General features: G+C 47.6%; 22 protein-coding genes. 11 read left to right on the top strand and 11 right to left on the bottom strand.

Translation table 11 applies throughout. The features are described from left to right. Positions 1 to 2 precede the first annotated feature (2 nt). The 3 genes from SSED_RS21940 (at position 3) to SSED_RS21930 (ending at position 6,083) form a co-directional block, all read left to right on the top strand. The gene (locus tag SSED_RS21940) at positions 3 to 3,041 is read left to right on the top strand and encodes a molybdopterin-dependent oxidoreductase (RefSeq protein ID WP_012144541.1); all 3,039 of its coding nucleotides are present in this window, start codon (positions 3 to 5) and stop codon (positions 3,039 to 3,041) included. Positions 3,042 to 3,500: 459 nt separating this feature from the next. Beyond that, positions 3,501 to 4,091 (top strand): hypothetical protein, encoded by a 591-nt coding sequence (locus tag SSED_RS21935; protein ID WP_012144540.1) that lies wholly within the window; start codon positions 3,501 to 3,503, stop codon positions 4,089 to 4,091. 492 nt (positions 4,092 to 4,583) lie between these two features. Then, entirely contained in the window at positions 4,584 to 6,083 is a 1,500-nt protein-coding gene (locus SSED_RS21930) for an RNA-directed DNA polymerase (protein ID WP_012144539.1), read from the top strand. Between the two features lie 164 nt (positions 6,084 to 6,247). Here the strand turns inward: SSED_RS21930 and SSED_RS21925 are convergent, their stop codons facing one another. The 4 genes from SSED_RS21925 to SSED_RS21910 all read right to left on the bottom strand — a co-directional run bounded on the left by SSED_RS21925 (position 6,248) and on the right by SSED_RS21910 (position 11,899). Continuing rightward, positions 6,248 to 6,814 carry a lipid-binding SYLF domain-containing protein gene (locus SSED_RS21925; protein WP_012144538.1) on the bottom strand — a complete coding sequence of 189 codons (567 nt, stop codon included), beginning with the start codon at positions 6,812 to 6,814 and terminating at the stop codon, positions 6,248 to 6,250. A gap of 145 nt (positions 6,815 to 6,959) precedes the next feature. Then, complete coding sequence (locus tag SSED_RS21920; protein WP_012144537.1) at positions 6,960 to 9,026, bottom strand: S9 family peptidase; 2,067 nt, start codon at positions 9,024 to 9,026, stop codon at positions 6,960 to 6,962. Between the two features lie 293 nt (positions 9,027 to 9,319). Then, positions 9,320 to 10,846, bottom strand: coding sequence for an MFS transporter (locus SSED_RS21915; RefSeq protein WP_012144536.1), 1,527 nt, complete (start codon positions 10,844 to 10,846; stop codon positions 9,320 to 9,322). A gap of 3 nt (positions 10,847 to 10,849) precedes the next feature. Then, on the bottom strand, positions 10,850 to 11,899 hold the full coding sequence (locus SSED_RS21910; protein ID WP_041421855.1) for an HlyD family secretion protein: 1,050 nt from the start codon (positions 11,897 to 11,899) through the stop codon (positions 10,850 to 10,852). Positions 11,900 to 12,121: 222 nt separating this feature from the next. Between SSED_RS21910 and SSED_RS21905 the strand changes: the two genes are divergently transcribed. After that, positions 12,122 to 12,727, top strand: a complete 606-nt coding sequence (locus SSED_RS21905; protein WP_012144534.1) for a TetR/AcrR family transcriptional regulator — start codon at positions 12,122 to 12,124, stop codon at positions 12,725 to 12,727. A 29-nt stretch (positions 12,728 to 12,756) separates the two neighbouring features. On the opposite strand, the gene SSED_RS21900 is transcribed toward SSED_RS21905, so the two are convergent. From SSED_RS21900 to SSED_RS21890, 3 genes are all read right to left on the bottom strand, one after another. Beyond that, positions 12,757 to 13,647 carry a hypothetical protein gene (locus SSED_RS21900; RefSeq protein ID WP_012144533.1) on the bottom strand — a complete coding sequence of 297 codons (891 nt, stop codon included), beginning with the start codon at positions 13,645 to 13,647 and terminating at the stop codon, positions 12,757 to 12,759. Positions 13,648 to 13,832: 185 nt separating this feature from the next. Continuing rightward, positions 13,833 to 14,225, bottom strand: coding sequence for a nitrous oxide-stimulated promoter family protein (locus SSED_RS21895; protein ID WP_012144532.1), 393 nt, complete (start codon positions 14,223 to 14,225; stop codon positions 13,833 to 13,835). A 264-nt stretch (positions 14,226 to 14,489) separates the two neighbouring features. After that, positions 14,490 to 14,849: a DsrE/DsrF/TusD sulfur relay family protein gene (locus tag SSED_RS21890; RefSeq protein ID WP_012144531.1), complete on the bottom strand. Its 360-nt coding sequence runs from the start codon at positions 14,847 to 14,849 to the stop codon at positions 14,490 to 14,492. 328 nt (positions 14,850 to 15,177) lie between these two features. Between SSED_RS21890 and SSED_RS24710 the strand changes: the two genes are divergently transcribed. From SSED_RS24710 to SSED_RS21860, 6 genes are all read left to right on the top strand, one after another. Beyond that, positions 15,178 to 16,053 (top strand): hypothetical protein, encoded by an 876-nt coding sequence (locus SSED_RS24710; protein ID WP_012144530.1) that lies wholly within the window; start codon positions 15,178 to 15,180, stop codon positions 16,051 to 16,053. Between the two features lie 129 nt (positions 16,054 to 16,182). After that, the gene (locus tag SSED_RS21880) at positions 16,183 to 16,476 is read left to right on the top strand and encodes a hypothetical protein (protein ID WP_041421854.1); all 294 of its coding nucleotides are present in this window, start codon (positions 16,183 to 16,185) and stop codon (positions 16,474 to 16,476) included. A gap of 43 nt (positions 16,477 to 16,519) precedes the next feature. Continuing rightward, positions 16,520 to 16,813, top strand: coding sequence for a DUF3630 family protein (locus SSED_RS21875; protein WP_012144528.1), 294 nt, complete (start codon positions 16,520 to 16,522; stop codon positions 16,811 to 16,813). Then, positions 16,810 to 17,814, top strand: a complete 1,005-nt coding sequence (locus tag SSED_RS21870; protein ID WP_012144527.1) for a serine/threonine protein kinase — start codon at positions 16,810 to 16,812, stop codon at positions 17,812 to 17,814. The genes SSED_RS21875 and SSED_RS21870 overlap by 4 nt, the downstream gene beginning before the upstream one ends. A gap of 137 nt (positions 17,815 to 17,951) precedes the next feature. Further along, positions 17,952 to 18,563: a thiol:disulfide interchange protein DsbA/DsbL gene (locus tag SSED_RS21865; RefSeq protein WP_012144526.1), complete on the top strand. Its 612-nt coding sequence runs from the start codon at positions 17,952 to 17,954 to the stop codon at positions 18,561 to 18,563. Between the two features lie 692 nt (positions 18,564 to 19,255). Next, a complete protein-coding gene (locus tag SSED_RS21860) occupies positions 19,256 to 19,468 on the top strand; it encodes a DUF1107 domain-containing protein (RefSeq protein ID WP_012144525.1) in 213 nt (70 codons plus the stop codon). 26 nt (positions 19,469 to 19,494) lie between these two features. On the opposite strand, the gene SSED_RS21855 is transcribed toward SSED_RS21860, so the two are convergent. After that, on the bottom strand, positions 19,495 to 19,698 hold the full coding sequence (locus tag SSED_RS21855; protein WP_012144524.1) for a cell division protein ZapB: 204 nt from the start codon (positions 19,696 to 19,698) through the stop codon (positions 19,495 to 19,497). 179 nt (positions 19,699 to 19,877) lie between these two features. Between SSED_RS21855 and SSED_RS21850 the strand changes: the two genes are divergently transcribed. Next, on the top strand, positions 19,878 to 21,371 hold the full coding sequence (locus SSED_RS21850) for a Na+/H+ antiporter NhaC family protein (RefSeq protein WP_012144523.1): 1,494 nt from the start codon (positions 19,878 to 19,880) through the stop codon (positions 21,369 to 21,371). A gap of 80 nt (positions 21,372 to 21,451) precedes the next feature. Here the strand turns inward: SSED_RS21850 and SSED_RS21845 are convergent, their stop codons facing one another. From SSED_RS21845 to SSED_RS21835, 3 genes are all read right to left on the bottom strand, one after another. After that, the gene (locus tag SSED_RS21845; protein WP_012144522.1) at positions 21,452 to 22,078 is read right to left on the bottom strand and encodes an outer membrane beta-barrel protein; all 627 of its coding nucleotides are present in this window, start codon (positions 22,076 to 22,078) and stop codon (positions 21,452 to 21,454) included. Between the two features lie 432 nt (positions 22,079 to 22,510). Continuing rightward, complete coding sequence (locus tag SSED_RS21840) at positions 22,511 to 23,254, bottom strand: cupin domain-containing protein (RefSeq protein WP_012144521.1); 744 nt, start codon at positions 23,252 to 23,254, stop codon at positions 22,511 to 22,513. A 208-nt stretch (positions 23,255 to 23,462) separates the two neighbouring features. Continuing rightward, the gene (locus SSED_RS21835; RefSeq protein ID WP_012144520.1) at positions 23,463 to 24,536 is read right to left on the bottom strand and encodes a DcaP family trimeric outer membrane transporter; all 1,074 of its coding nucleotides are present in this window, start codon (positions 24,534 to 24,536) and stop codon (positions 23,463 to 23,465) included. Positions 24,537 to 24,540 lie beyond the last annotated feature (4 nt).

The following is a 24,540-nucleotide window of genomic DNA, read 5'->3' as shown; positions in this document are numbered from 1 at the left end:
TGATGGACAGACGTAAATTTTTAACCCGAGCGGGTATCGTTTCTGTTGCCGGCGCTGCGACAGTCGCTTGTGGCGATAAAGGGCATACCAATGGGCCTAAACGTAGCCAGGATGTGGCACATTTCGGTCACCCAATTCCTCCTGAGTGTCAGCAGGGCAGTGACGGCCAGTGGCAGAGAACGCCAGGCATTCGTACCGCTTATTCACGCTGCTTTAGCTGCTACAACATCTGCGGCCTGCGGGTACGTATCGACGAAGCCAATGACAAGGTTCTGAAAGTCGGTGGTAACCCCTATTGTGAGAACAACTCTGGCGCTCCATTGCCGATTGATACGGCAGTGAAGCAAAGCTATGTTGCCTTGGCGGGTGAGGCCGGACTCGAAAACCGTGCCACTACCTGTGCGAAGGGAGCAAGTTGTGCCGATTCGGTCGATGATGAACGCCGTGTGACGCAGGTGCTTAAGCGTGCGGGCAAGCGTGGCGAAGGCAAGTGGGTCACTATCAGCTATGAGCAGGCACTATCAGAGATCGTAAACGGTGGGGATCTGTTTGGCGAAGGCCACGTTGAGGGCTTAAGGGCGGTACGCCAGCTCGATAAGCAAGTTAAACCCGGATACCCGGAGTTTGGCACAGCGGCTAACCACTTGTTTGCTACCTTCTGCGCCGAAGATACGCTGCGCGGCAGTTTCTATGCACGCTTTATGCAGCAATCATGGGGTACCAGCAACTTAGGCACTAAACACGCCTATTGTGGCGCGGCGCAGGTGACGGGTTTTTCTCTGGGTATGTCGCCGGACTTCGAAGAGTGGCTCAACGATGTCGATTGGGAAAATGTCGAATATGGCCTGTTTATGGGCACCAGCCCGGGGTCATCGGGTAACAGTCTCAACCGGGCCGGTCGTGGACTTGCCGATAGCCGGGTCGATAGAAAGTTTAAATATGTGTGCGTCGATCCACTACTGCGTACCACAGTTGCTGCAGATACCAATGCCAAGTGGTTAGCGGTTAAACCGGGCCAGGATGCGGCGTTCTCCTTCGGTGTTATTCGCACCATGCTCGAAGAGGGGTTGTTCAACAAGGTCCATCTCGAAGGGGCAAGTGAGAAGGCGGCGAAGGCGGCGGGCGAGCTTAACTATACCAATGCCGGACACTTGGTGGTGATGGATCCTAAGCATCCTAACTACAAAGGATTTGCGAAAGCGGCTGATTTCGGTCTCGGTGGTGATGAAGCGTTAATCATCAAGTCGGGTAGTCAGACCCTGGTGTCTGCCGAATCGGGTGACAAGGCTGAGCTGTTTGTCAGTAAAACGCTTAAAGACAGTAAGGGCCGCAGGGTTAAGCTGGTCTCCTCCCTGTCTCTGCTTCGCGAAGAAGCACAGCGCACCAGCATGAAGGTCTATGCCGAGCAATCGGGGATAGCTGTCGAAGATATGCGTCAGGTGGCGAAAGACCTGGGCCATTATGGCCGTAAGGCCTGTATCGCGGGTAACGGCGGTACTAACTCCTCCGATGGCTTCGTGATGGGTTGGATCTGGGCAACGTTAAATACCTTAGTCGGATCCCACGACGCTAAAGGTGGCGCGAGCTATGGTAACGGACCTATCGGCGGCATGGAAGGGCGCTACGATCTGGCTAATATCGCCGATGGTGTCAGTTTAGATGGCGTAGTCAATGCCTGTCGTGATGGTGCCTACGAGTCTTCAACCGAATATAAGCAGAAGGTTGCCAAGGGGCAAAATCCTTATCCAGCCAGCACGCCATGGCACGAAGCACTGCCGGCCATGAACGCGGCAGAGCAGTGGACCAGTCATGCTAACGCCGACCCATATCGGGCCAAGGTGCTGTTCAACTGGCGTAACAACTTCCTCTATAGTGCGGCATCGATCAGCCAGGAAGTTGTGGCGAGCATCGCCGATCCTAAGCGTCTGCCGTTAATTGTCGGCATCGACTGTCACATGAATGAGACTAACCGTTATGCGGATTATTTCATTCCGGATCGCTCAATGCTGGAAGAGTATGCGGCGGATCGTATGTGGGGCTCACATATGCTGGGCATCGTTGCGGCATCGCCATTGGTCACACCCAGAACAGTTAAAAACGAACGTGGTCAGCATGTGTGTATGGAACAGCTGTTGATCGATATCGCCCTGGAGATGAAGCTACCAGGCTTCGGTAAAGGTGCTATCGCTCACGCGGATGGCCATCAATCAGATCTGCTATGTTTCGAAGATTGGCATGCTAAGTATCTGGCCAACGTTGCGGCTCAGTGTGAAGACCTGCCTAAGGTGACGGCTGAGGACAGAGAGTGGGCCGGGCTGGATTATGCGATGAAGCCACTGACACCAAGACTGACCCCAACCGAAACGAGTCAGGTCGAGTCTCTATTGTCTCGAGGTGGTTACTATGTGGCGGATGATCGTTATGACGGTGAGTTCATCAAGGGGGCGGGGGCTAAGTGTCTGCAGATCTATCATGAAGCAGTAACACACTTGCGTCATGCGTACTCCGGAGAGCGTTATCCTGGCACTATCACCTATCAGGAACATAAGTTCTGGAATGGAGATACCTGGGAGAGCCATTGGCCTAAGTCTGAGTACCCTCTGTTGTTCTCAAGCTACAAGGCGACAGTGCGCTCTAACTATGCGGTGGCCTATAAGCGTATCGCCGAAATTAGTCCTACTAACTATGTCTATATGAACCTAGACACAGCCAATGAGCAGGGCTTAAGCGACGGCGATAGCGTGAAGCTGATAACTGCGAATGGCAAGCCTGCCGTTGGTCTGTTGCAGACCGATTCGGGTGTTGCTAAAGGTGCTGTGTGTGTATCCCATGGGTTTGGACATTCACAAGGCTTCGGAGCTGACAATCGAGTCATCAATGGCAAGTCAGTGCCCGGACTTAAGGAACGTGCGGGAGGAGTCGCAATCAACCAGATGATACCGTCTGATCCAACCCGTAAAACCAAGGCCAGCATGCTCAACGACTACTGGACCGGTGCCAACTGTCGTCACGGTGTGCCGGTACGTGTAGAGAAGGCATAACGGTTGATAAAAGGAGCCCCCCTCAGAGCTGTCAGTGAGGGGGACTCGTTGCAGATAGTCATATCTCAAACTTATAGTCAGCTTAGTTTTAATCATTATTGACATACTCATTGCAGGTTTACCGGCAATGAGACAACGACTTTGAAGGGGCACAAAATGGATCGTGCCACTAAAGGTTGTTAACAAGCATTCCAAGTTCATCTAACCACACCTAACCACATCATCATATTTGGTTGCCTCTAGAACGTTTGTTGTAGAGGTTTTTTTAATAACATCACACTCTGTATCAATCTCTATCCAGTAAGCTCATTGAACCAAAGCGTCAGATAAGCTGTTGAGTCGCTCATTTTTTAGTCGTTAAAGAGTATTCAGTTTTAATTTATCTCTCTGTGCTAGTCTCTTTGGGTTGTGATACAAATCGCTATGAATTGACAGATAGTCAAATTGACGGAGAAGATAATGAAAACAATAAAATACTCAAGGTTTGGCCTGTTGGCTGCTGTGGCAACCATGCTCTCACTGCCTGTGTCGGCAACGACATCGGAGCAGGATGCCTTTTTCGATAGTATCGCAGCGCACTGTGGTAAGGCATTTGAGGGAAGCGTCACCGCCGGCAACAGTGCTGACTCGGCGTTTCGTGGGAAATCACTGATAATGCATGTGCGTGAGTGCAGTGACAGCGAGCTTAAGGTGCCATTCCATGTGGGTAATGACCACTCCCGGACCTGGGTTATCACCAAGACTAAGTATGGTTTGCATCTGGCTCATGATCATCGTCATCAAGACGGCACGGAAGACAAGGTGACCATGTATGGTGGCATGACATCGGATATGGGCAGTGAGACTGAGCAGTCTTTCCCAGTTGATGCATACTCTATCAACAACTTCAGAGAAAATGGCTTAGATGTGTCTATCACTAATGTGTGGCATATGTATATCAAGCCAACCGAGTTCACTTATAGGCTGACTCGTGAAGAGCGTGATTTCAGGGTGGATTTCGATCTGACTAAACCCGTGGCGCTGCCGCCAACACCTTGGGGACATGAGTAGCTCGCCTTCGAATGAAGGCTGATTACATTTTTACCTTCGTTCACTCGGCTGGTTTTTATGTTTGGAAGTGTTCGAAGGTCTTACCTTCAATGTAGTTTAACGCCTGTCCGGCGAGGTGTGTGCAGATGCTTCTGCGAGTCGCCACTAGCACATCCCTGTGGGCTCTGCCAAAACGTCCCTGTTTTGGAAGCTCGCAGCTGCATCTACACTGGGGGATTTTGTCTCTTCGATTAGCCTTTATCCGCTAAATATCAGCTTGTTGTGCAACCCAGTAAAATCTTATGCAGACCTCATAAACCCTCCACACATCTCTTTACCGGACCGTTCTGAATGTTTTTCTTTATGAGATAGGGAAAATTCCTTTTGCAGCAATGAGTTGTAGGTGGTAGTTTTACCTAGCTGAGCAAGCAGCCAAGAACGTTATCGTGCTGCTATTGAATAAGACGTTAGGCGTGTTGTTTGAGTTTGGGTATGTATTATGAGGTTACATATATGAAGCAATTATTAGAATTGACGAGTGAAGAGGCTAAGCAGCATTTTCTCAAAGATAGTAGCTATTTTAATGGTGACCTGCCTAATTACATTAGCTTCGCACCAGTACTGGAGAAAGTCGATTCGGAGCTCAATGGTAGACCATTTAGTCAGTTTAAAAACGGGAAATCTCCTTCAGATTGTGATGACGTTAACTATAACCTCATTACCAACAAAGATGGCAAGCTATCTTGGCGTCCATATGAGCTCATCCACCCAATTATTTATGTAGCCTTACTCGATGTTGTTTGCAAAGAAGAAAATTGGGCTTTTATTGTCAAACGCTTCAAAGAGTTTGAGTCCAGTATTATTGAATGCTGTAGCCTACCAGTCCTATCGCAAGACACAGATAAAGATCAGGCTGCACAAGTCAAAAACTGGTGGCAAGCTGTAGAACAAAAATCACTAATGTACTCTTTGGAGTGCACCAATGTTCTGCACACGGATGTGACGGATTGCTATGGCTCAATATATACGCATAGCATTGTTTGGGCCCTTCATGGCAGGCAAGTAGCTAAAGAAAAGAAGAAAGACAAGTCATTACTGGGTAATGCTATCGACTTTCATATTCAATCTAGTCGAGCAGGGCAGACAAATGGTATCCCTCAAGGCTCTGCCTTGATGGACTTGATAGCAGAAATGGTTCTAGGCTATGTTGATGAGCTTATCAGCGAAGAATTAAATACTTTTACAGACTTCAAGATACTTCGCTATCGAGACGACTATCGAATATTTTCAAATAGTAATGATAAGTCCGAAGAAATTCTCAAAATCATTAGTGATAAATTGAGAGTGGTGGGTATGAAACTCGGAGTAGCTAAAACCTTTCTTAGTTCAAATGTAGTCTCGGGGTCAATTAAACCGGATAAATTAGCGGGTATTGAACTTCAGGATTTAGGCGTAGCAAATGCAAAAACAATCCAAAAGCAGCTTCTTCGCTTACATTCATTTGGTATTAAATATCCCAATAGTGGTGCTCTGAAGAGACTTGTCAGTGAGTTTCATTCATCGGTAGTCCAACAAAAAGAGGCTCCTGATGATCTTGAGGTTCAAGTCGCGATTGCTACTGATATTGCGTTCGTGTCTCCAGCAACGTTCCCAGCTGTTGCTGGTATCTTAAGCCACTTGATTTCACTTGCTGTACCAGAGCAAAAGAAAGATTTGTGGGAAAAAGTTCGTAGTAAAATGTCTCGCATACCATATAACGGTTATCTAGAACTTTGGTTGCAAAGGGTTATCAAACCCAAAAGTGTTGGTGTTGAATTCGCAAGTGAAGAGCCAATATGCCAAATAGTTGATGGTAAATCTCACGGTTTATGGAACACCGAATGGACTTCAAGTAAAAAGTTACTTAAAGCGTTAGATACAATATCGATTGTTATAGCTGATGCTGAAGATGCAGAGGAAGTTATTCAACCATCAGAAGTTGAGTTGTTCATTAAAAATGCGTTGTCCTATTAGCTTGTCGGAATCACTCGCCTAACAAACGCTTTAAGAGCGATTCGTGAACGCGTGCTATTTTCGCTTCGCAACAATTTTGGCACACTTTCACTCCGGGCGTTATCCGACAACAAAATAGAAGAAGGTTCGATTCCCTGGGTTCTAGGACCTAGAACCTTCTGTATCTACTTCTCTTCGAAGGTAAATGACTGTCCCGCAAGGGCTGCTTCAAACATCAGGCCACCCTTGGCTAAGGTGTATACCGCCATGCCGTTGATATAGGCCGCTTTTGCCGCAGCCTTGCCTGCGCTGCTGGAATTTCCTGTGGTTCCGGCCTGGGCGTTAGCGCCTATGGTTATCGCTACGGCGGAGGCCTGAGCGCCAAATTCGAAGCTGCCACTGGTAAACTCGTTATAAGCTTTGGCATCTTTAAAGAAGATTATCTCGCTGTAGGCCTGGCCGCCAATCTGAAAGCCAAGAGATAGCTGAGAGAGGCTGGTATCACCCGTATAGCTGTTACCTTTATAAACCCGCCCTTTACCGTAGGCGGCACCTATGCCGAACCCACCTTTTCCTACGGTAGGAAATAGGGCGTATCCATAGGCGTTATTGAAAAATTTATGGGTGTCACTGGCTTGTTTAAAATTCGCAATAGTTTCAGAGTAACTGTCATCGGCAGCGGCAACCTGGGTCGCGAAAATCGTGGCGATAAAACAGGTTGCGATAGAGATGGCTGAGATGAACTTTTTCATTTTGGACTCCGTTTCATAAAACTTAGTACGATTAGCATACGCATCAAAGTGTAATAAATGAATGGCCGGAAATGAAAAAAGCGCCGGTTTTAGCGCTTTTTTATCTACTTGTCAGCTTAGGTTCAGTGAACCGATGAAGACAGCATTAATCGATAGCTTTGCCGAGGACGTAGTGGTTGAACCATTTCTGGTCCCACTCCATCTTAGCTTTTCTGTGTTGGTACTTACTCAGTCCATGACCTTCGCCCGGATAAACGATCAACTCTACCGGTACATTGAGGTAATGTTTGAGTGCACGATATAGACCCTGAGCATGTCCGACTGGAACGCGTTGATCATTCTCACCTATATGGATAAGCGTTGGTGTTTTAATCTTATCTGCGTGGGTGAGTGAAGAGCCATGAGTGTAAGCATCTGGCTTCTCCCAGGGGAGACCTTCCATGAAGTTGACCACGTGGCCAGGTGTATCTTCCAGCATCCACTGCAGGCGTTGATCGAACACTCCGGCGCCGGAACTTGCCGCCTTGAAGCGCTCATTGGTACTGATCAAAGCATTAGTGAGATAGCCGCCGTTGCTCCATCCCATGACGGCCATCTTATCGCCATCGACAATACCTTCGTCGATCAGATGGTCGACACCGGCCATGATGTCATTGACCTCGATGACATGTTCCTGACCCACGAGTTCGGTGAGGAACTTATCGCCATAACCGGTCGAGCCACGATAGTTGGGTGACAGCAGAGCCCAGCCATTTGCTGTAAATGTAGAGCGGCCGTAGGATCTGTGTTGCAGGGCATAAGGTGTAGCGGAGGTAGGACCGCCATGGATCTGCACGATTAATGGCAGTGGGCCATCCTCTTTCTTATATCCCGCCGGAAGATCTAAGATACCTTCGACTGTGCTGCCATCGGGGGCCTTCCATTTTACGACGGATATTTGCGGTAGTATCCAGCTATCGACCTGAGGATTGATATTGGTGATGCGCTTAAACTTGGCGCGCTTGCTATTGGCATCGGCAATGAACATCTCTGAGAAGTGGTCCAGCCCATTATGGCTAAATGCCAACTTCTTGCCATTGTGGCTGAAGCTGTAGCTACCGATCACCAGATCGCCATTCACGACTGCTCTGGTATCTCCCTGTTTGCCGTCTTCGACCTCAGTACAGAAGAGTTTCACCCTGGCGTGATCGGCGCCGCGGTAGCAGAGCTCATCACTGTTTGGGCGCCAGTGAATATCTGACGAGTTTAGCGTCACATCATCGATACGCGTCACTTCGGTCAGTGACTTGGTCTTAGTATTGGAGACGAACAGCTTGCCCGGATGGCCATCGAAGTCGATACGAAAGGCGAGCTGTTGGTTATCTGAGTGCCAATCGAGTCCGAGTAGCCAGCCATAGGGCGATGGAGCCTGTTCGCGCCATGCCGTATCTTCCAGAACCTCGTTGCTCTTGCTCCGGGTATTATAAATTTCGATATCAGACCAACCCTCGAGGTTGACCAGCTCGTTATCTGATGTCGTGATTCGGGCAACTTTACTGCCATCATCGCTGACACTGAAATTCCATACGACTTTGTCATCATCCAGAATGAGTTGCTGTTTGAAATGCTGGAGATCTAGCTTATACAGTGGGTTGGTTTTTCTTTCGCCATGGGCGTATTTAGGCGCGCTGTGGCCTGCACGCATAGACGCCCACTCATCTTTATCTTTGACCGTCTTGCTGCCTAAGAAATAGAGGGTATTACCATCGGGACTGAGTGAAAATGAACTGACCCCCTCAACCTCTTTGGTCACGGGCACGGCATCGCCGCCATCTCGGTTGATACGAAAGACCTGGCTCTTACCATTGTAAGGGGCTTTCTTGTCTTCATGGGTCACCTTGCCAATATAGTAGATATACTGACCATCGCCGCTCCACTGTGGGCTGGACTCACTCTCGTTGGTGAAGGTTAGGCGAGTGGTTTTTTTGTTTTTGGTGTTAACCTGCCATAGGTCTCGCTGGGATTTATCCAGCTCTTTATCCCAACGCGTCTCGAGCCAGACGGCCTGTTTTCCGTCGGGGCTTAACTGTACGCTACTCATCCCCCCAATATCGAAAAAATCATCGGTGGTGATTTGATGAGTTCGCTGCGAGGCTAACGCGTTTGCCGAGCCACCTAAAAAAAGTCCGGCCGAAATCATGGCCAACACGGTGAGTTTATTTGCCCTTCCCATCTTCATCCCTCTCATTTTTATTGTTGATGTTGAACCCCTGACACTCAGCTCGAAGTAAAATCTTATGCCGATTGGTATCATAACTATTTGGCTCAATACATTAGCGCAAACTTCCTCCTCATTGCTACGACAATTAGTATTTTTCGTGATGCTGAAAAGAGTTAAAACAGCTAGTCTTACCTGCCGTTATCGGGTCATTGAGTGCGCCCTGAGTAAAGAGCGTGCTATGGCTGGTTTTCAAGAGTCTGGCCTTAGGGGCAGTAGACTTACCCCTGGCATGGTGTACTCCTGGTTCAGGTTTTTTTAGCCGCCCACTTTTTGCCGATAATCAAGACCGGGGCGAGGATGAAAAGGGAGACGATAAACCAGTGAAAGTTATTGCCTCCGGCGACCGCTGCGGTTTGGGTTTGTAGCTGACCTGCAAGCAGGTGAGCGACCCGAGCCTGAGTTGCCTCCAGCATCCCGTTGTTGAGCACCTCAACCATGGCTGATTGTTGTCGGATGAAGGCCGGGTTGTCCGGATTAAAGTTTTCCCCCAGTACATTCAGCACTCCCGAAGCCTCCTGGCTCATCATGCGAGAGAAGAGCGCCATACCGCCTAAGCCGCCTAAGGTGCGAAACAGATAGAAGTAACCTACGCCCTGGGAGATATGTTCTCTCTTAAAGCTGGAAAGAATAGAGATGGATACCGTCACATTGAGCAAGCCGACCCCGAAACCGCGCAATATCAGCGCCGGTAGCAGGTCGCTGGCACCGCTTGCCGCATTGCTGCTGGCGAGGGAGATGCTGGAAAGCACGATCAGCAAGACGCCGACGGGAACCACTGCATCGGCCTTTATTTTCGGGTGATTGCTGACCCAGATACTGACCAGGAGCCCCAGGAACATGCTAGCGAAGGCGGGCAGCTGAACCCATCCCTGCTCGCTATGGCTGTAATTAAGTACACTGCCAAGATAAACACCAATCAGCATAGAGGTGCCCAGTACGGCGAATCCGGCGAGGGCGGCATTGTACATGGAGACCTTGTTCTTATTGGGGCTTAACACATCGGAGCGGATAAATTCGCCCCGTCCCCAGTGCTTCTTGATGGCCAGTACACACAGAAGTGAGAGGGCTATAGTGCTCAGGGCCAGATTAATGACGATCTGGCTGTCAAACCAGTTATAGAATTGGCCACGCATCAGTAACAGAACCGCTCCCGTGATGGCCCCGGCCATGAGGCTTGCCTGAAGCAGATTGAATCTGACGGGGAGCACCTTGTCTTCGCCATGGAAGGGGCGCATCCATAGCCAGGCCAGCAAGATGACATATAGGCTGGTTTGAGCGGCGAATAACAGCTGCCAGAGCCCACTTTCGGCCAGTTCCGCAAATATCCAGGGGTAAACCCCCATAGGTAACAGAGTCGTCATCAGCATCATGCAGCCTTCGGCCAGTGCAATATCCCTGAGGGATAGGTTGCGTAGCACAAGTACCTGTACCGCAACCAGCATGGCACTGGCAGCCACTCCCAATCCGGCCCAGGCCAGAAAGTGCGCCGCCACCTCAGTGGTAAACCCCAGTATCAGAGTGCTGCCCAGACCAAATATGGCGCCACCGGCAAGCACTGCTGTGGCACCGATACGATATACCAGCCAGGAAGCGAGTGGCAGGAGGAGCAGCTGTGTCAAAATATAGAAAATGTTCAACCAGGAGGTATCGTCGGCAGATAACCCGAGCGCGCCCGCTATCTCGGCTGCGCTGGCATTATAAACTGCCGAGGTGATACCGAAGGGGATCATGGCCAGGGTGACCAGTAGTATAAGTTCGTGACGGCGGCTCATCACTTATCCCTCCTGCTCAAGCACGCCGGAGTCACTTTCGGTATTTATGGTCACTTCTGCAGAAAGTCCCGGTACGACACGCCCCTGAAGTTCTCCGGGGATCTCGAGTTGGATCTTTACCGGCACGCGTTGAACCACCTTAACGAAGTTACCGGTGGCGTTATCGGGTGGAAGCAGGCTGAATTGGGCTCCGGTAGAGGGGGAGGTACTGGTTACTCTGCCTTTAAACTCAGTGCCGGGGAACATGTCCAATAATACTTCTACCTCTTGGCCGGGTTTTATATGAGTCAGCTGAGTCTCCTTGTAATTGGCCTGCACCCATAAATTATCGATGGGCACTATGGCCAGCACTCCGGAGCCTGCTTTGACGAATTTACCAAGCTGTAGCGAGCGATTACCCACAAGACCCGTAATGGGAGCCAATATTTGCGTGTCTTGTAATTCGAGCTCCCTCAGCTCCAGCGCTGCACGGGTTTGCTGCTCTTGTGCGACAATTTGTGAGCGCTCGGTTTGTAAAGTGATGAGCTGATGTTTTGCGGCTGTAAGTTTGAGCTGCGCCGCCTCCAGGTTGGCGTCGGCAATCCTTGCCTTATTGGTTTGGGCATCATGAAGCGTCTTGCTGACAGCTCCGGTTTTAACCAGTTTTGAATAGCGTCGCAACTCTCTTTGTTCCAGTTCATAGGTTGCACGGGCGACCTCCAGGTAGGCTGCCGTTTCGTCGATCTTGACCCGCTGCAACTCGGTTCGGCTACGGTTGTTCTCTAAAGACGCTGTGGCCATGGATTGGGCCGCTTTGGCTTGATCCCGACGAGCAAGGTAATCCCGTGGATCGATTGTGGCCAGAAGGTCTCCGGCTTGAACGAGTTGATTGTCGGTGACAAAAATCTCGGTGATCCGCCCTGAGGCTTCGGCGCTTATCTGAGTGATCTCGCCATGAACGTAAGCATTGTCAGTCTTGATACTATCGGCGTTGGGCATAAAGGTGTTAACGGTGGCACCTGTGGTGGTTAACAGTGCCACCGCAATAACGAGCGCCTTAATTTTTGTATTCATGATACCTCTCTCAAACATATTTACTGTACCGTACTGGACAGTACGATAAGTGATTTGTTATAAATAGATCAAGTTATTTTTTCACCACTGGCTCAGAAATAGTGTTTATGGCGGGTGCCGGTAGCGGTTGGTGGGCGGGTATTTGGAGGCGAAAGTCCGGGCATAAATTGCATGAAATGCGCAGAACTGTTTTAATTGAGACTTAGAATAAGAGGTACTGGAATGCGTCCATCCACGTTGAAAAAGCAACAAAAAATCATAGAGGTAGCGACTAAGCTATTTTTTGAACAAGGTTACGCCGAGACCAGTTTAGATCAGATCATCGATCTCTGTGGCGGCTCGAAACAGACGCTCTATAGCTACTTCGGTTGCAAGAGAGGAATACTGATTCAGGTTATTACCAGCTGTACCGAAGAGGTTGGTAACGTGTTTCAATTTGATCCGGAGAGTGAATCTGACCTGTCGGAGCAGCTGGCTCTGTTCGGTTACGATTATCTCAGGGCATTATGCTCGCAGCCCATCATCGAAATGTATCGCATCATAGTGGGAGAAGCGCGCCGCGATAAAGAGCTGGTTGAATTCTTCTTATCCCGTGGTCCCCATCGTTTCTATGACAGACTCAGCGAATTTTTACAGAGCCAGGCGCAACAGGGAAAAATAGATCTTGAGGAGCCTGAGTTGACAAGCTCTCAGCTTATGGGCTTGCTAAGAGGAAACTATTTTCAGGATGTGGTGCTGGGCGTGGATATCCCGTCCGATGAAGAGATGATGCAATACTCAGTGCAGGCGGTAAGGTGTTTCTTACAGGGTTATGAAACCAAGGCTTAGGTCGACTCCCGTCGTGTCAGCTAATTGCGTTAATTGTGCTTTTTATCCTCCTGCATCAACTGTTGCAGGTAGTTGAGCTCTTCGGAGTTGAGGAGCTGACTACTGGCTTTAGTCCTCGCAGGATCTTGCTCGGATTGACGTATAAACCGCCCCCGTAAGTAGGCCGCCTTGGTTATTTGTTGAAGTCCATAGAGGGCGAGCAGATAGACGGTCAACAGCAGTATTAATCGGGTAAATGCCTGGGTGACCTCAGAGATTTGGTCGCCCATATAAAATGGCAAGATGACTAAGACGGTACGTACCAGCCAATTGCTCATCATGGCCAGAGTGAGCACTAACAGCCAGCGGAACTTAATATCCTTTAAGCTTTCTTGATGTACCCTGCCTGAACGCCCCCGATACTTTCTCAGCATCTGAATGATGAGTATGAAATAGAAACCGGTCTGCAGACTAAGCAGTGCGGGTAAAGCGGCCCCTATTTTGAAATCCCTGAGGCCAGGGCCGGCACTGTTCTGTAATAACTCTCCATCGGGAGTGAAGTCATAACTTAATAGTGATACGACAAAGATGACAATGGCGATCAGAATTGGGAGATAAAAGTGTTTAGATAGGCTTATGGGGACACGAATATTATGCAGGCTGCGATAGCAATAAAGATAAAGCAGAGGCATAAGGAGAAAATAGACTGGAATGATTAAGGTAAAGAGCAAATGTATCGGTGCCGGGGAGTTATCCCGGTTAAGCATACCGGTAAAAAAATAGAGTGCCATCAGACTAAATAGACCAGCCAGTAGCTTGTGATTACCACTGCTGTCTCTGTAAATATAGCGAATATAAAGACCCAACCCGATACAGTGAATACCGCCGAGCAGAGACAACCACCAATAACCTTGAGTGAGAAAGGTGCTTAATTCATTCATAACAACTCATTGTCATGGCAAGAGATACCCGGATGCAAGAGATATAGAATAAATTTTAAGCATGTCACACAAGCCTGCTCAAAATGGCAATCTGAGTTATCGGTGAGTTAAGTACTTAACAGGGGAGAGTTGCTCTAATGTCATCTTAGATTAGAGCAGTTGTTGGCTTAATATCCCACGCCTGATTAGGCGTGATTTTTTCTGTTTTTTCGAATATGTCGATTAGAAAATTCGACCGGTACCGTCTCAGGTACAGGGGTCCGTTCAGAAAACAGGTGCCGAATAGCCATGATGGGGTGTGGCAGCAGCATCTTAGGCCCCGAAAAAACCATGATCTCTCTCGCCTTTGCCTTCATATGAGGCTTGTAGCAATGTACCGGGCATTTATTACAGGTAGGTTTAATCTGACCATAGGGACATCTGTCTAAGCGTGTGTGGGCGTACTCGAGAAATTCCTGACACTCCTGACACTCCGACGCCTTACTTTGATGATGCGCTTTACAGTAGATCTCAACCATAGCAAGGATGGTGTTGTACTCACGTAATAATTTGCCACTGAGTAGTTCATGCTCTGCCATTATTATTCTCCAACACCTAATTTTCTAACTGAAACTATAAATATATTATGGGTACTATTTTAGCGTTTAAGTTTAAAGCTTTAAATAGGTCAGGCGCCTAATACCCTAGTAAATTACTAAGGTACTTTAGCGCTTGGCTCAACAGGAAACAAAATTGAATGTGTAAAGTATGAAGATGTGCACAAAAAAGGGGAGGAGGATATATCCAGCCAGTAGTTTGGCATTACCATGAAAATCGCCTGAGTGGCTCATAGTAAACAAGCTCTATATATGCATAATCTTAGTCGCATCCAGCGTCCATTGAGTTAGCTTGCCTAAGGTGCCTATGTTTGCCCCCTCGATAAGCATCTCTTGCGAAACTCCGCGTCCATTGGTACAGGTTTTACATAAGGATACCGGGACACTCTGTGCAATCAGAATGTCCAACATCTGCTGGATGTTATAACTCAGATCTGGTGTAACCTGGTTTTTCACAGCGCCATAGACTGCATCTGACATTAAAAATATTTTTAAATTAATAACTTCAGTTTCCTGCTCTTTGAGCGCTATAGCTATACGTAAGGCATTAAAAAGTTTTTCACTTCCATAGGGGCTTTCATGGGCTACGATGAGAATATTTTGCATCTTTGCTGTCGATATCTGAAAAAATGCAGTGTAGCAAAATTCAGATTTATGGAGTGGAAGGCTTGTCACAAGGACGAAATCGGCATAAAAGTCGTTTTATTTTGATACCTATTTGAAAAAGAGATATAAATACTTGATTTAAAGCAAGAGAATGAATTAATAATATCGGTTACTATCTGTACATATACAGATGAAATAGATATAGCCTGATTATTTATACCGACTCATTCAATCACTGTCTTACTCAGCTGTTTTTGAGGTGGTCTGAAACTCGCGTTAATGAGTCGGTCAGGTATTATGGATTAAAGTCAATCACTGGTGGACGACAATGAAATATATAGCCATTATTTTGCTAGTTGCTTTAGGGGTTTATCTATATAAACGAGCTCAGCGACTGGCCGAAGAGGAACTGCAACAGGATTTGAATACTCCTGTTGAAAAAGAGATTTTCGACAGCGCTTCAGCCGAAGATATTCAGGATGAGAGCCATGCCTTTTCTGAGGACGCGGCTAAGGCGGAAAAGGTTGAAGTTGCCGAGGTGGAGGAAGTCTCCACTCCGGCAGACGAGGGGATCAGCTTCGAGACTAAAGAAGCGACTAAGGTACAGGCTGAGGTTGTAAAGAGTGAACCTGAGGCCGATACTCCTGCAGAGCCAGAGCCAGAGCCAGAGCCAGAGCCAGAGCCAGAGCCAGAGCCAGAGCCAGAGCCAGAGCCAGAGCCAGAGCCAGAGCCAGAGCCAGAGCCAGAGCCAGAGCCAGAGCCAGAGCCAGAGCCAGAGCCAGAGCCAGAGCCAGCCGTGGAGGAAACTCCTGTGGTTGCCACAGATGAATCTTGGGCGAATGCTAAGTTATCTCAAGCCCTGTCAGATTATCGAGGCTCTACCGGGAAAGCTGTTAAACATCAGGCTTTATTGGGGGCGATTGCTGAATGTTATAAGCAACGCAAACAACCTGAGTACAGCGCATATGGGGCGGGATTAACGGCCGAATACCTATCGGTATTTGCAGAACTCGAATCACCATCTTCGGAGAAGGGGGTGGGCTTCATGCATCTATCTACACTTCTCAATGATAATGGCCGGTTCGACAGTGCCATTGGCGTTTGCCTGAAGGCGATCGAATATGGTGTGCTCGACGGTACCGTTACCGGTTTCGAAGGGCGAATAATCCGAATAGAAAAGGCCAAGGCCAAAGCGGCGAAGTAATTCGGTAGATAGTTAATATACTCAAGCGAATCTAAGTGATTTAGGTATATTAGCGTAAGCGGTGTAAAATAAGGCGAACTAAGTTTCGCCTTTTTTATTGGGCTGAGTTCGTGAATGAGTGGAGAGTTTATGCGTTTTCGTTGGTTGGTATTGTTGTTTCTGTCGCTTTCAAGCTTGATGGCTTGTACCCAAGATCCGCAGTGGACACTGTTTTATTATGCTGACTCGAAAGAGATCCCCGAGTCGGTAACCTTGAGTGAAAATATTTCGGGCTACTATGCGACATCGGAGCAATGCATTGCCAAGGGAAAAGGCTTGATTAGGTTAAGTGACTCAGGTGTTGGCAGCTTTCAATGCGGTCACTTGTGTGTTGCTACCGAGGACGGTGGCTTGACTTGCGATAGTATGCTCGAGTCTTTTTAGTTATTAGTTTTCCTATTTAGAGATTAAAAAGAGACCATATTTAATGAAGTTAGATTCATTACAGCTCAATCCGGAATCTAAGAGTCTGTCTATTCAGGCTGCTATTGATTTTGAGCAGTTTGAGCAGTTTGCCGAATCATTGGCTCAGGCCATCGACTCGCGTGTATTAGACCGACAGTGGGGAGCCGATAGACATCAGTGGTTACTGGAGTTTGAAGGTACGCATATGCAGCTCAACTATGAGTTCTATGGTGATATCTGTTGGTTATCGGTTGAAAACGATGACGAATTTGAAGTGCTGGAATACTTAGCTGGCCTGTTGGAGTCTCAAATATGAGTCAAGTTAATCAAGGTTCAGGTTTTCACTTTAGGGCGTTAACCCCAGACCTGATCTTAGATGCGATTGAGAGTCTGGGTGTATACCCGGAAACGGGTTTATTGGCGCTTAATAGTTATGAGAACCGTGTCTACCAGTTTCGATGTGATAACGGTGTTCGTTATGTGGTTAAGTTCTACCGTCCAGAGCGCTGGAGCGATGAGCAGATCCAGGAGGAGCATGACTTTTCACAGTCGTTAGTCGATGAGGAGATCCCCATCGCGACGCCGATGATTATCGATGGGCGTTCACTGCACCATTATCAGGGATTCAGATTCGCGCTGTTTCCATCGATAGGTGGTCGATCATTTGAGGTGGATAATCTGGAGCAGTTAGAGGCGACCGGACGTTTCATCGGCCGTATTCATCAATTTTCACAGCAGGCAAAGTTTGAACATAGAGTCGTGGTTAATCCACAAATGCTGGGTGACGAATCCTTGCTCTGGCTTAAGGAGTCTGGCCATGTCCCTCAATCGCTGGTCGTCCCCTATTTCACTATCGTGGAACAGGTATTAGAAAAGTCCAAAGAGATCTGGTTTAAGCAGCCCCATAAACAGATCCGACTCCATGGTGACCTTCACCCCAGTAATATCTTGTGGACGCCGGATGGTCCGGGATTTGTCGATCTCGATGATGCGCGTACCGGTCCGGCAGTTCAGGACCTATGGATGATGTTAACCGGCGATCGGTCACAGCGATTACTTCAGCTCGAGATCTTACTCGAAGCCTATGAAGAGTTTTGTGAATTTGATACCCGTGAATTAACCCTTATCGAGCCTTTAAGGGCGATGAGGATGCTGCATTATAATGCCTGGCTGAGTCGAAGGTGGGATGACCCCGCCTTCCCGATGAACTTTCCCTGGTATGCGGAAGAGAAGTATTGGGAGCAGCAGATCCTCTCTTTTAAAGAGCAACTAGCCGTGCTCGATGAGCCGGTGTTGAGTCTGATACCCAATTACTAATCACGTCGTATTCAGATTAGTAACTCATTTTGTAACAGAAAATTGAACTTTAAGCTTGAGATACTCTCAAAATATAGATTATGTTAGTCTCCGATGAATTAAATAGAATTCGCTTTAGAGTTATAAAGGATAAAAGCATGAAAAAAGCATTACTTATTGCCGTTGCTATGTTGATAGCCCCCATTGCTGCCATTGCAGCCGATTACAAGGAGGGTGTTCATTACACCGTAATCAACCAAGGCCCGGCGACGGCTAAGCCTGAAATTGCCGAGTTTTTCTCCTTCTACTGTGGCCACTGTTACAACTTTTCTAAGACTGAAGTGCCAAAGATCAAAGCGAATAAGCCTGAAGGTGTCACGTTTAAGCAGAACCATGTCGAGTTTATCGGTAAAGAGATGGGTATCGAGATGTCACGTGCCTTCGCCGTTGCTCATCAGCTGAAAGTCGATGCAAAAATAGAGCATGCACTGTTCACCGCAATACATGATAAGAAACAACACTTCACCAATCGTGACGACATTCGTAAGCTGTTTATCGCCAATGGCGTAGATGGTAAAGATTTCGATGCCGCCGCGAACTCGTTCATGGTGAGTGCTCAAATGTCACAGATGAAGCGCGCAACATCAAATGCTCAAATCTCTGGTGTACCGGCCTTAGTGGTTAATGGTAAATACCGTGTAGAGACCGGCGCTATCAAATCTTATGACGAGCTTCTCGATATCGCCTACTACCTGACTTCGATGAAGTAAGCTTGTAATGAAGTAAACGGTATATTGTTATATCGATCAAAGGAGCCTGATGGCTCCTTTTTTGTGTCGGGACTTCTTGTAACAGAGAGTTATGCCAAGGCCCATGGCCGATGATGTTCCAGACTGAACTACGGCATTCCCCACGTCCGTGTGGGTCAGTGATAGCTTTGGTATTTGTGTCTGGACTTCTTGTAACAAAGAGTTGTAACTGAGAGTTATGCCTGTCTTTTTCTAGAAGAGGCCATGGCCAATGATGTTCCGGGCAGCATTAAGGCATAGTGTATGTCATGTAGGAGCGGCTTTAGCCGCGCATGTTTAAGGGCTGTAAGGTTTGAATGTTTCAGGCGATCCTTGTCTTACTGCTTTACTGCCGTGAATTTGATTATGCTGTCTTTGAAAGGGCATAAAAAAAACCGTATTTCCTGGTCGCAAGAAATACGGTTATCGAGCCATAAGGCTCAGTTTTACCCTGAGTAACTAGTCTAATTTAACAGGGGGTCAATTTATTGGCAAGTGTCAATTTAAAGTTGTTTGCTGGCTATTGGTCTGATAGACAATGAGATTTTTTCTGTAGTAAGGCTTGGTTTACAACATTAAAAAAAAATTTTTTTTTTAATGAAACTCTAAGGGTAAAACTCCTGTCAAAGACAGAGTATTATCCAAATATTAATAATAAAGCGGTCGGAGGCTATGTGAGAGTTTTTCCTGTCTATGCACCAAAGCTTATCGTTAAGCACGCGCGTATTTTTTTATCTGGGGTGATCTGGGTTAAAGACTTAGGTCGATTAGAGTTTGAGAAAGGGAGATTTTTATTACCGAGGCGAACCCAACCGAATGTGAAGCTGGCAATTCTGGAGCTGAATGAGCTTATCGAAGCTCAAAGTAGCGAAGCGAAGATTGCTTAGATCTTCGCCAATGCTATAGTTGTTTTTTAGCTCACTTCTTCATTGAGCAAGCCAACAAGTCCGGTGACTTTTTCATTCCAAGAATTCAGATCTTGGCTCAACTGTTGGTTTTGCTCTGTCAGGCTATTACTTTTCTGCTTCTCTTCTTCAAGCTCCATTTTTAGTAGCTCAATAGTTTCGAGTGCTGCCTGGATTTTAGTCTCCAGTTTGGACAGTAGTTCAAGGCTCATGGGGAGTCCTAGTAGTTTCTGGATGGTAGTGTGATTCTATCAGTGCTGATACAGTAGTGAATAGTTAATTATGCTGAATGTCCAAAAAATTCTATACAAATTAGTCAGAATCGTGTTTTTTTTGTACGTGTTATGATGTCGCTCTTATTATCCTCTTTATTTCCTCATGGAACATTTCAATGACAACGAGTGTTGCCGTACTCCTACCCTTGGCCCTGACCCTCATTCTAGCCCTGACACTTAGGCGAACTCTTCTGGCTTTAGGCGTAGGAATTCTCTCTGGGGCCCTTATGATTGCCTCGTTTAATCCCTTCATGACGCTGGAATATTTAGCCGTGACGGCAGGTCAGCAGGTCTATGCCGATGGCAGTTGGCAATCCTGGCACTTGAATGTATTAATGGCGATGGTGCTGCTTGGTGCTATGACTCAACTGCTGGCGCGAGGCGGAGCCGTCAATGCGTTTGCCGATTGGCTGTATCACCGTATTCGAAACGGCAGGCAGGCGAGGTTGGGGGTCGTTTTCTTAGGCTGGGTGGTATTTATCGACGGGATCTTTAGCTGTATTGCCGTGGGTCATGTATGCCAGCCACTGAGTCAACGTTACGCTATGCCCAAAGAGCAGATTGCCTATTTAGTTGACTCCAATGCCTCCCCTTTATGTTCATTGCTGCCTTTCTCTAGTTGGGGGCCTTATGTGATGGCGATACTGGCAGGGATCACCTTATTGCCTGTCTCTCCATTACAGGCATTTATTGAGATGGCTCAAATTAACTTTTATGCGATTACTGTCATCGGTTTGTCATTGCTGGCCGCTTGGTTTGGTAGCGGTTTTAAGTCACTTAAGAATACTGATACGGCCCCGGAGTCTGTGCAGGTAGGCAGCCCCTGGTTACTAGGTGTCCCTATGGCAACACTGCTCATCGCTTCGATTGGATTCACACTATGGTCGGGAGGCGCGGCGTCCGAACATTGGAGCATCACCGATTGGTTTTCGAATGCCGATATCGGTAGTTCGATGCGAAATGCCTGTATATTGGCAACCTTGACCTGTGTCCTATTGCTTAAATTATCCGGGCGAAGTTTAAGCCAGCTGATGAAAGATATATTGGCAGGTATTCAGGGCATTAGTTTTGCTATCGGTATTCTAATCTTTACCTGGATGATCGGTGCCGTTATTAAGGATTTAGGTGTCGCTAAGTTATTGGCTGGCTGGGCCGAGCAGTTTCTCTCTGTGCACTTTCTTCTTGCCGGCACTTTCTTATTGTGTGCCGTGATGGCGTTTACGACAGGCTCCAGCTGGGGGACATTTGCGATAATGATCCCCATAGGTAGCGAGATCGCCTCTGCAGTCGATGTGACTATGTTGATTCCAGCGCTCAGCGCCGTTATGGCGGGAGCCGTTTTTGGCGATCACTGCTCCCCCATCTCAGATACCAGCGTGTTGAGCGCAACCAGCAGCGGTTGTGAGCCTCACTCTCATGTTATCACTCAACTTCCTTTTGCAATGATCGCAGCTTTCACGTCCCTCTTGGGTTATCAATTAACGAATCTGGCTCTGCCTGGCTATGTCGTTTGGCTCATCGTTGGAATGACAGCCGTTGGGCTTTTCTTGTTATTGACTCGGTTCAGTGGGAAATTTTCTCGAAGAGAGGCTTTACAGGAAGAGGGCTGAATCGGGGCGTTGAGGTTCGGTGAGTTTTTTATCTTTCTCATAGCAAAAAGCCCCTTGCGGGGCTCTTTTAAGCAGTTAGCTTAGAAACGGTAGTCAACGCCCAGGTACAGTTGCTGGCTGTCATTAAGTGACATATTAGCTTGAATACCAGGTGTTGCTCCGTTGGCTGGAGAGATCGCACTCTCAAAGTGTGATACATCGTAATCTTGCTTAAGGTAGCGATAACCAATTTCGGTGCTCAGCTGGTCATTGATTTTATACATTAGACCAGTTTGACCACCCCAAACGAAGTTGTTGCTCGAGCTGACTTCGTTTGTATCGGGGCTCACGTGGTTAACACCGGCTGTTGCACCGATGAACCAGTTAAGCTTATTGCTATCGCCTAAAGCAACCAGGTAGTCGTAAGACATCAATAAACTCTGCTGCTTGGCGAAGTCATCTGAGTTGTAAGAGTAAGTACCATAGACGCGGTTGTTGTCATTTAAGTAAACACCGGTACGTAATTCGTATACGGCATTGTTTTCTTTCTCTGATCCTGTCATTGGAACATTGAAGCCGGGATCGACTGGATCGATGACAGTGACTGAACCTTCATACTTGTTTTGCTGTGCACCGACGGTACCACCGACAAACCAATCTGCTGCGAAGGTAGGGGCTGAAATTGCTGTTGCTGCTACTGCTGCCAGAACTAGAAATTTGTTTTTCATAATATGTTCTCACTCTCTGAATTAATCGTTATTTCGTTTCGTTGAGGGCATATTAAGTGACGTTAGCTGAACGCTGACTGAATGGTAATACCGTATGAAATACAGCTAATTTTTTATTTTTATAATCTTCGTCATGGGAAATACCCCTTTCCTTTCATGTTGTTATAGATTTGGTTTTGGTTTGTTTCATTTGATGGAGTATTTATTCTATATCTGTTAATTGGCCTAAACTGAATAATGAGGCGACGAAAATCAGAGAGATTAATCAAAATATTATGTGCCGAAACTGACTCAATATCGGGGATAAGTTGGGAAGTTATCTGAATGGTTTGACTATTTTTCGGGAGCTTACTGTGGCCGCTATCAGATTGTGCACGGGTAATGCTGAAGGCATTGCGGCCGATATAAATCGGCCGCTAATCGTCTAACGATTTACTTCTTGAAGAAAGCTTCGTTAGTACCATATGGACCTAAGTTTAGGTCGCGTTTACGGATCTCATCCACACGATCGAATGCTTCTTCTGCAACGCGAAGGTTCTTCACATCTTTACGCCAGTAGTACTTGAAGCCATCGAAATGTGCATTCTTTGGATACCAGTACATCACACCTAAACCTTTATCGCTCATGATAGGTGTGTTGTGAATGGTGGCACCAGGAATGTAGAAGTATTGGCCCGTTCCTAAGGTTTGGAACTTGTTGTCGGCAAGGGTCTTGCCTTCACCGTTAACGACATAGTAACACTCAGGTTGGCCATGGAAGTGAGGTGCGTGATCCGACTTACCGCCGTTGGTGATACCCATTACCATTGGGCTGTCTGAAAGCTCTTTCCAAAGATAGCCAACCGGCGCATTTTTCAGGTCACAGTTCTTGGCTTCCATGATGTTGCCGTCATCGTCCATGGTCTTACAGAAACGCTGATCTACGGCAATGCTGTCATTTGACTTGATGCTGTTAAAATCGATTTTACCCGCTTCCCAATCGGCAATATAGGCTTCGACCATAGGATCGCTACACTGGGCTGGCATAGTATCTTGTGGTGAGTATGGCGTGCTGTCATATGGAACCGGCGTCATCTGCTGGAATGGTAGCTGTGCATGGTTACACTGTGGACCCGCAGCTAATGCTGTGGTTGAAGCTAGCGCGGCAAGGCCGAACATCATTTTAAGTTTCATCATTCATATCCTGTTATGGCTTGGTGCCCGAAAGCTGCGATATTGTGCTTGTTCTTTTGGGCTTGAACTAACAATAAAGTGATAATGGTGCTGTAAAGGTGAATTGGATCACGCACTCTTTTTAGCAGCAAACTTATTCGTGACAGAGCTCGCGAATAATCTTACCTATCGGCTCTGTTTATGGCGGCTTTGGAGCCTTTTCACTTTATATTTATATATGGAACTGCAGGGTGAACTGAGCATAGTTAGATTGTCCCGTTTGTACCTGCTTGCTCGACCATGAGTATTGACTGTCGTCGATCTGATATCGCCCGAGTTCAACTCCGACTCTTAGTCCCGGGGTTAAGTTGGTGAACAGGTTCACGCCGAAGTGAGAGCGATCCGTCTGTTCCACCTCCGTACGGGTGTGACCATAGAAAAGACTCGAACGGGTAGTCTCACTCCAGAAGTGGCGATAGGCGACCATCGCCGAGCTGGTGGTCTCTATCTCCCCGCAGATAATATCTTTAGCCGCATCGGTACCGACATAACGCCCCAGATTGCCGTAGTGCAACTGAAACCTCAGATCGTCCTTTCCAAAGGTATTTATTTTAGCCGCGAGTGAACCGCCCAAACCCAGCTGCGCCGTATCGCTGGGATCCAGATATCTGATGAGGCCTGACACTGAGATGTTCACCCAGCTGCCTTGTTGGTCATAACGGATTATGGCGTCGGGAATATAGTCATTATCTGTCTCTATCCAGTTTTTTTGTTCCTGAGTATCGCTAGCCTGTGTGCCATAGGTATAGGGGTTTTCCAGAGCGACTTGCCAATGATCCGTTTGATACCTCAGCAGCGCCTGCCTCACCATAGCTTGTCCTACTAAGGGACCGCCAAGATCTGCCGTTTCGGCGAAGGTGCTGGTGTTGACCAGAGTTGACCAGGTTTGGCCGGCCGTAAACTCCCGGTATTGGATCATCGCATGTCTGAGTCTCGGGCTGTAAGAGTTCGAGATGACCGGGTTGCCCTGAGAGGAGCCGACAAAGTCAATCTCGGCAAACCCGGTGATCTCTCCCCGGATCAGCTTGAGGTTAAAGCGACTCTCCTGAGCGCCAAATTGGGTGCGTTTGGCCTCCTCCTGAATCGTTCCGTCCCCGTTCCAGCTGGGTTGGAAAGCAATGGTGCCGTCGACGTAGCGGGCATTGGCTTTGAGGAAACCACCCAGCTCATATTCGGTCTCAGTGGCAGCAAGTGCTGGAAGGTGAGTCAGTAACAGGGTAAGAGTTAGGCTTATTTTTATGTTCATAATC

Source organism: Shewanella sediminis HAW-EB3 (assembly GCF_000018025.1).
In the GTDB taxonomy this organism is placed as follows: domain Bacteria; phylum Pseudomonadota; class Gammaproteobacteria; order Enterobacterales; family Shewanellaceae; genus Shewanella; species Shewanella sediminis.
This window is presented reverse-complemented; position numbering and strand designations above follow the sequence as displayed.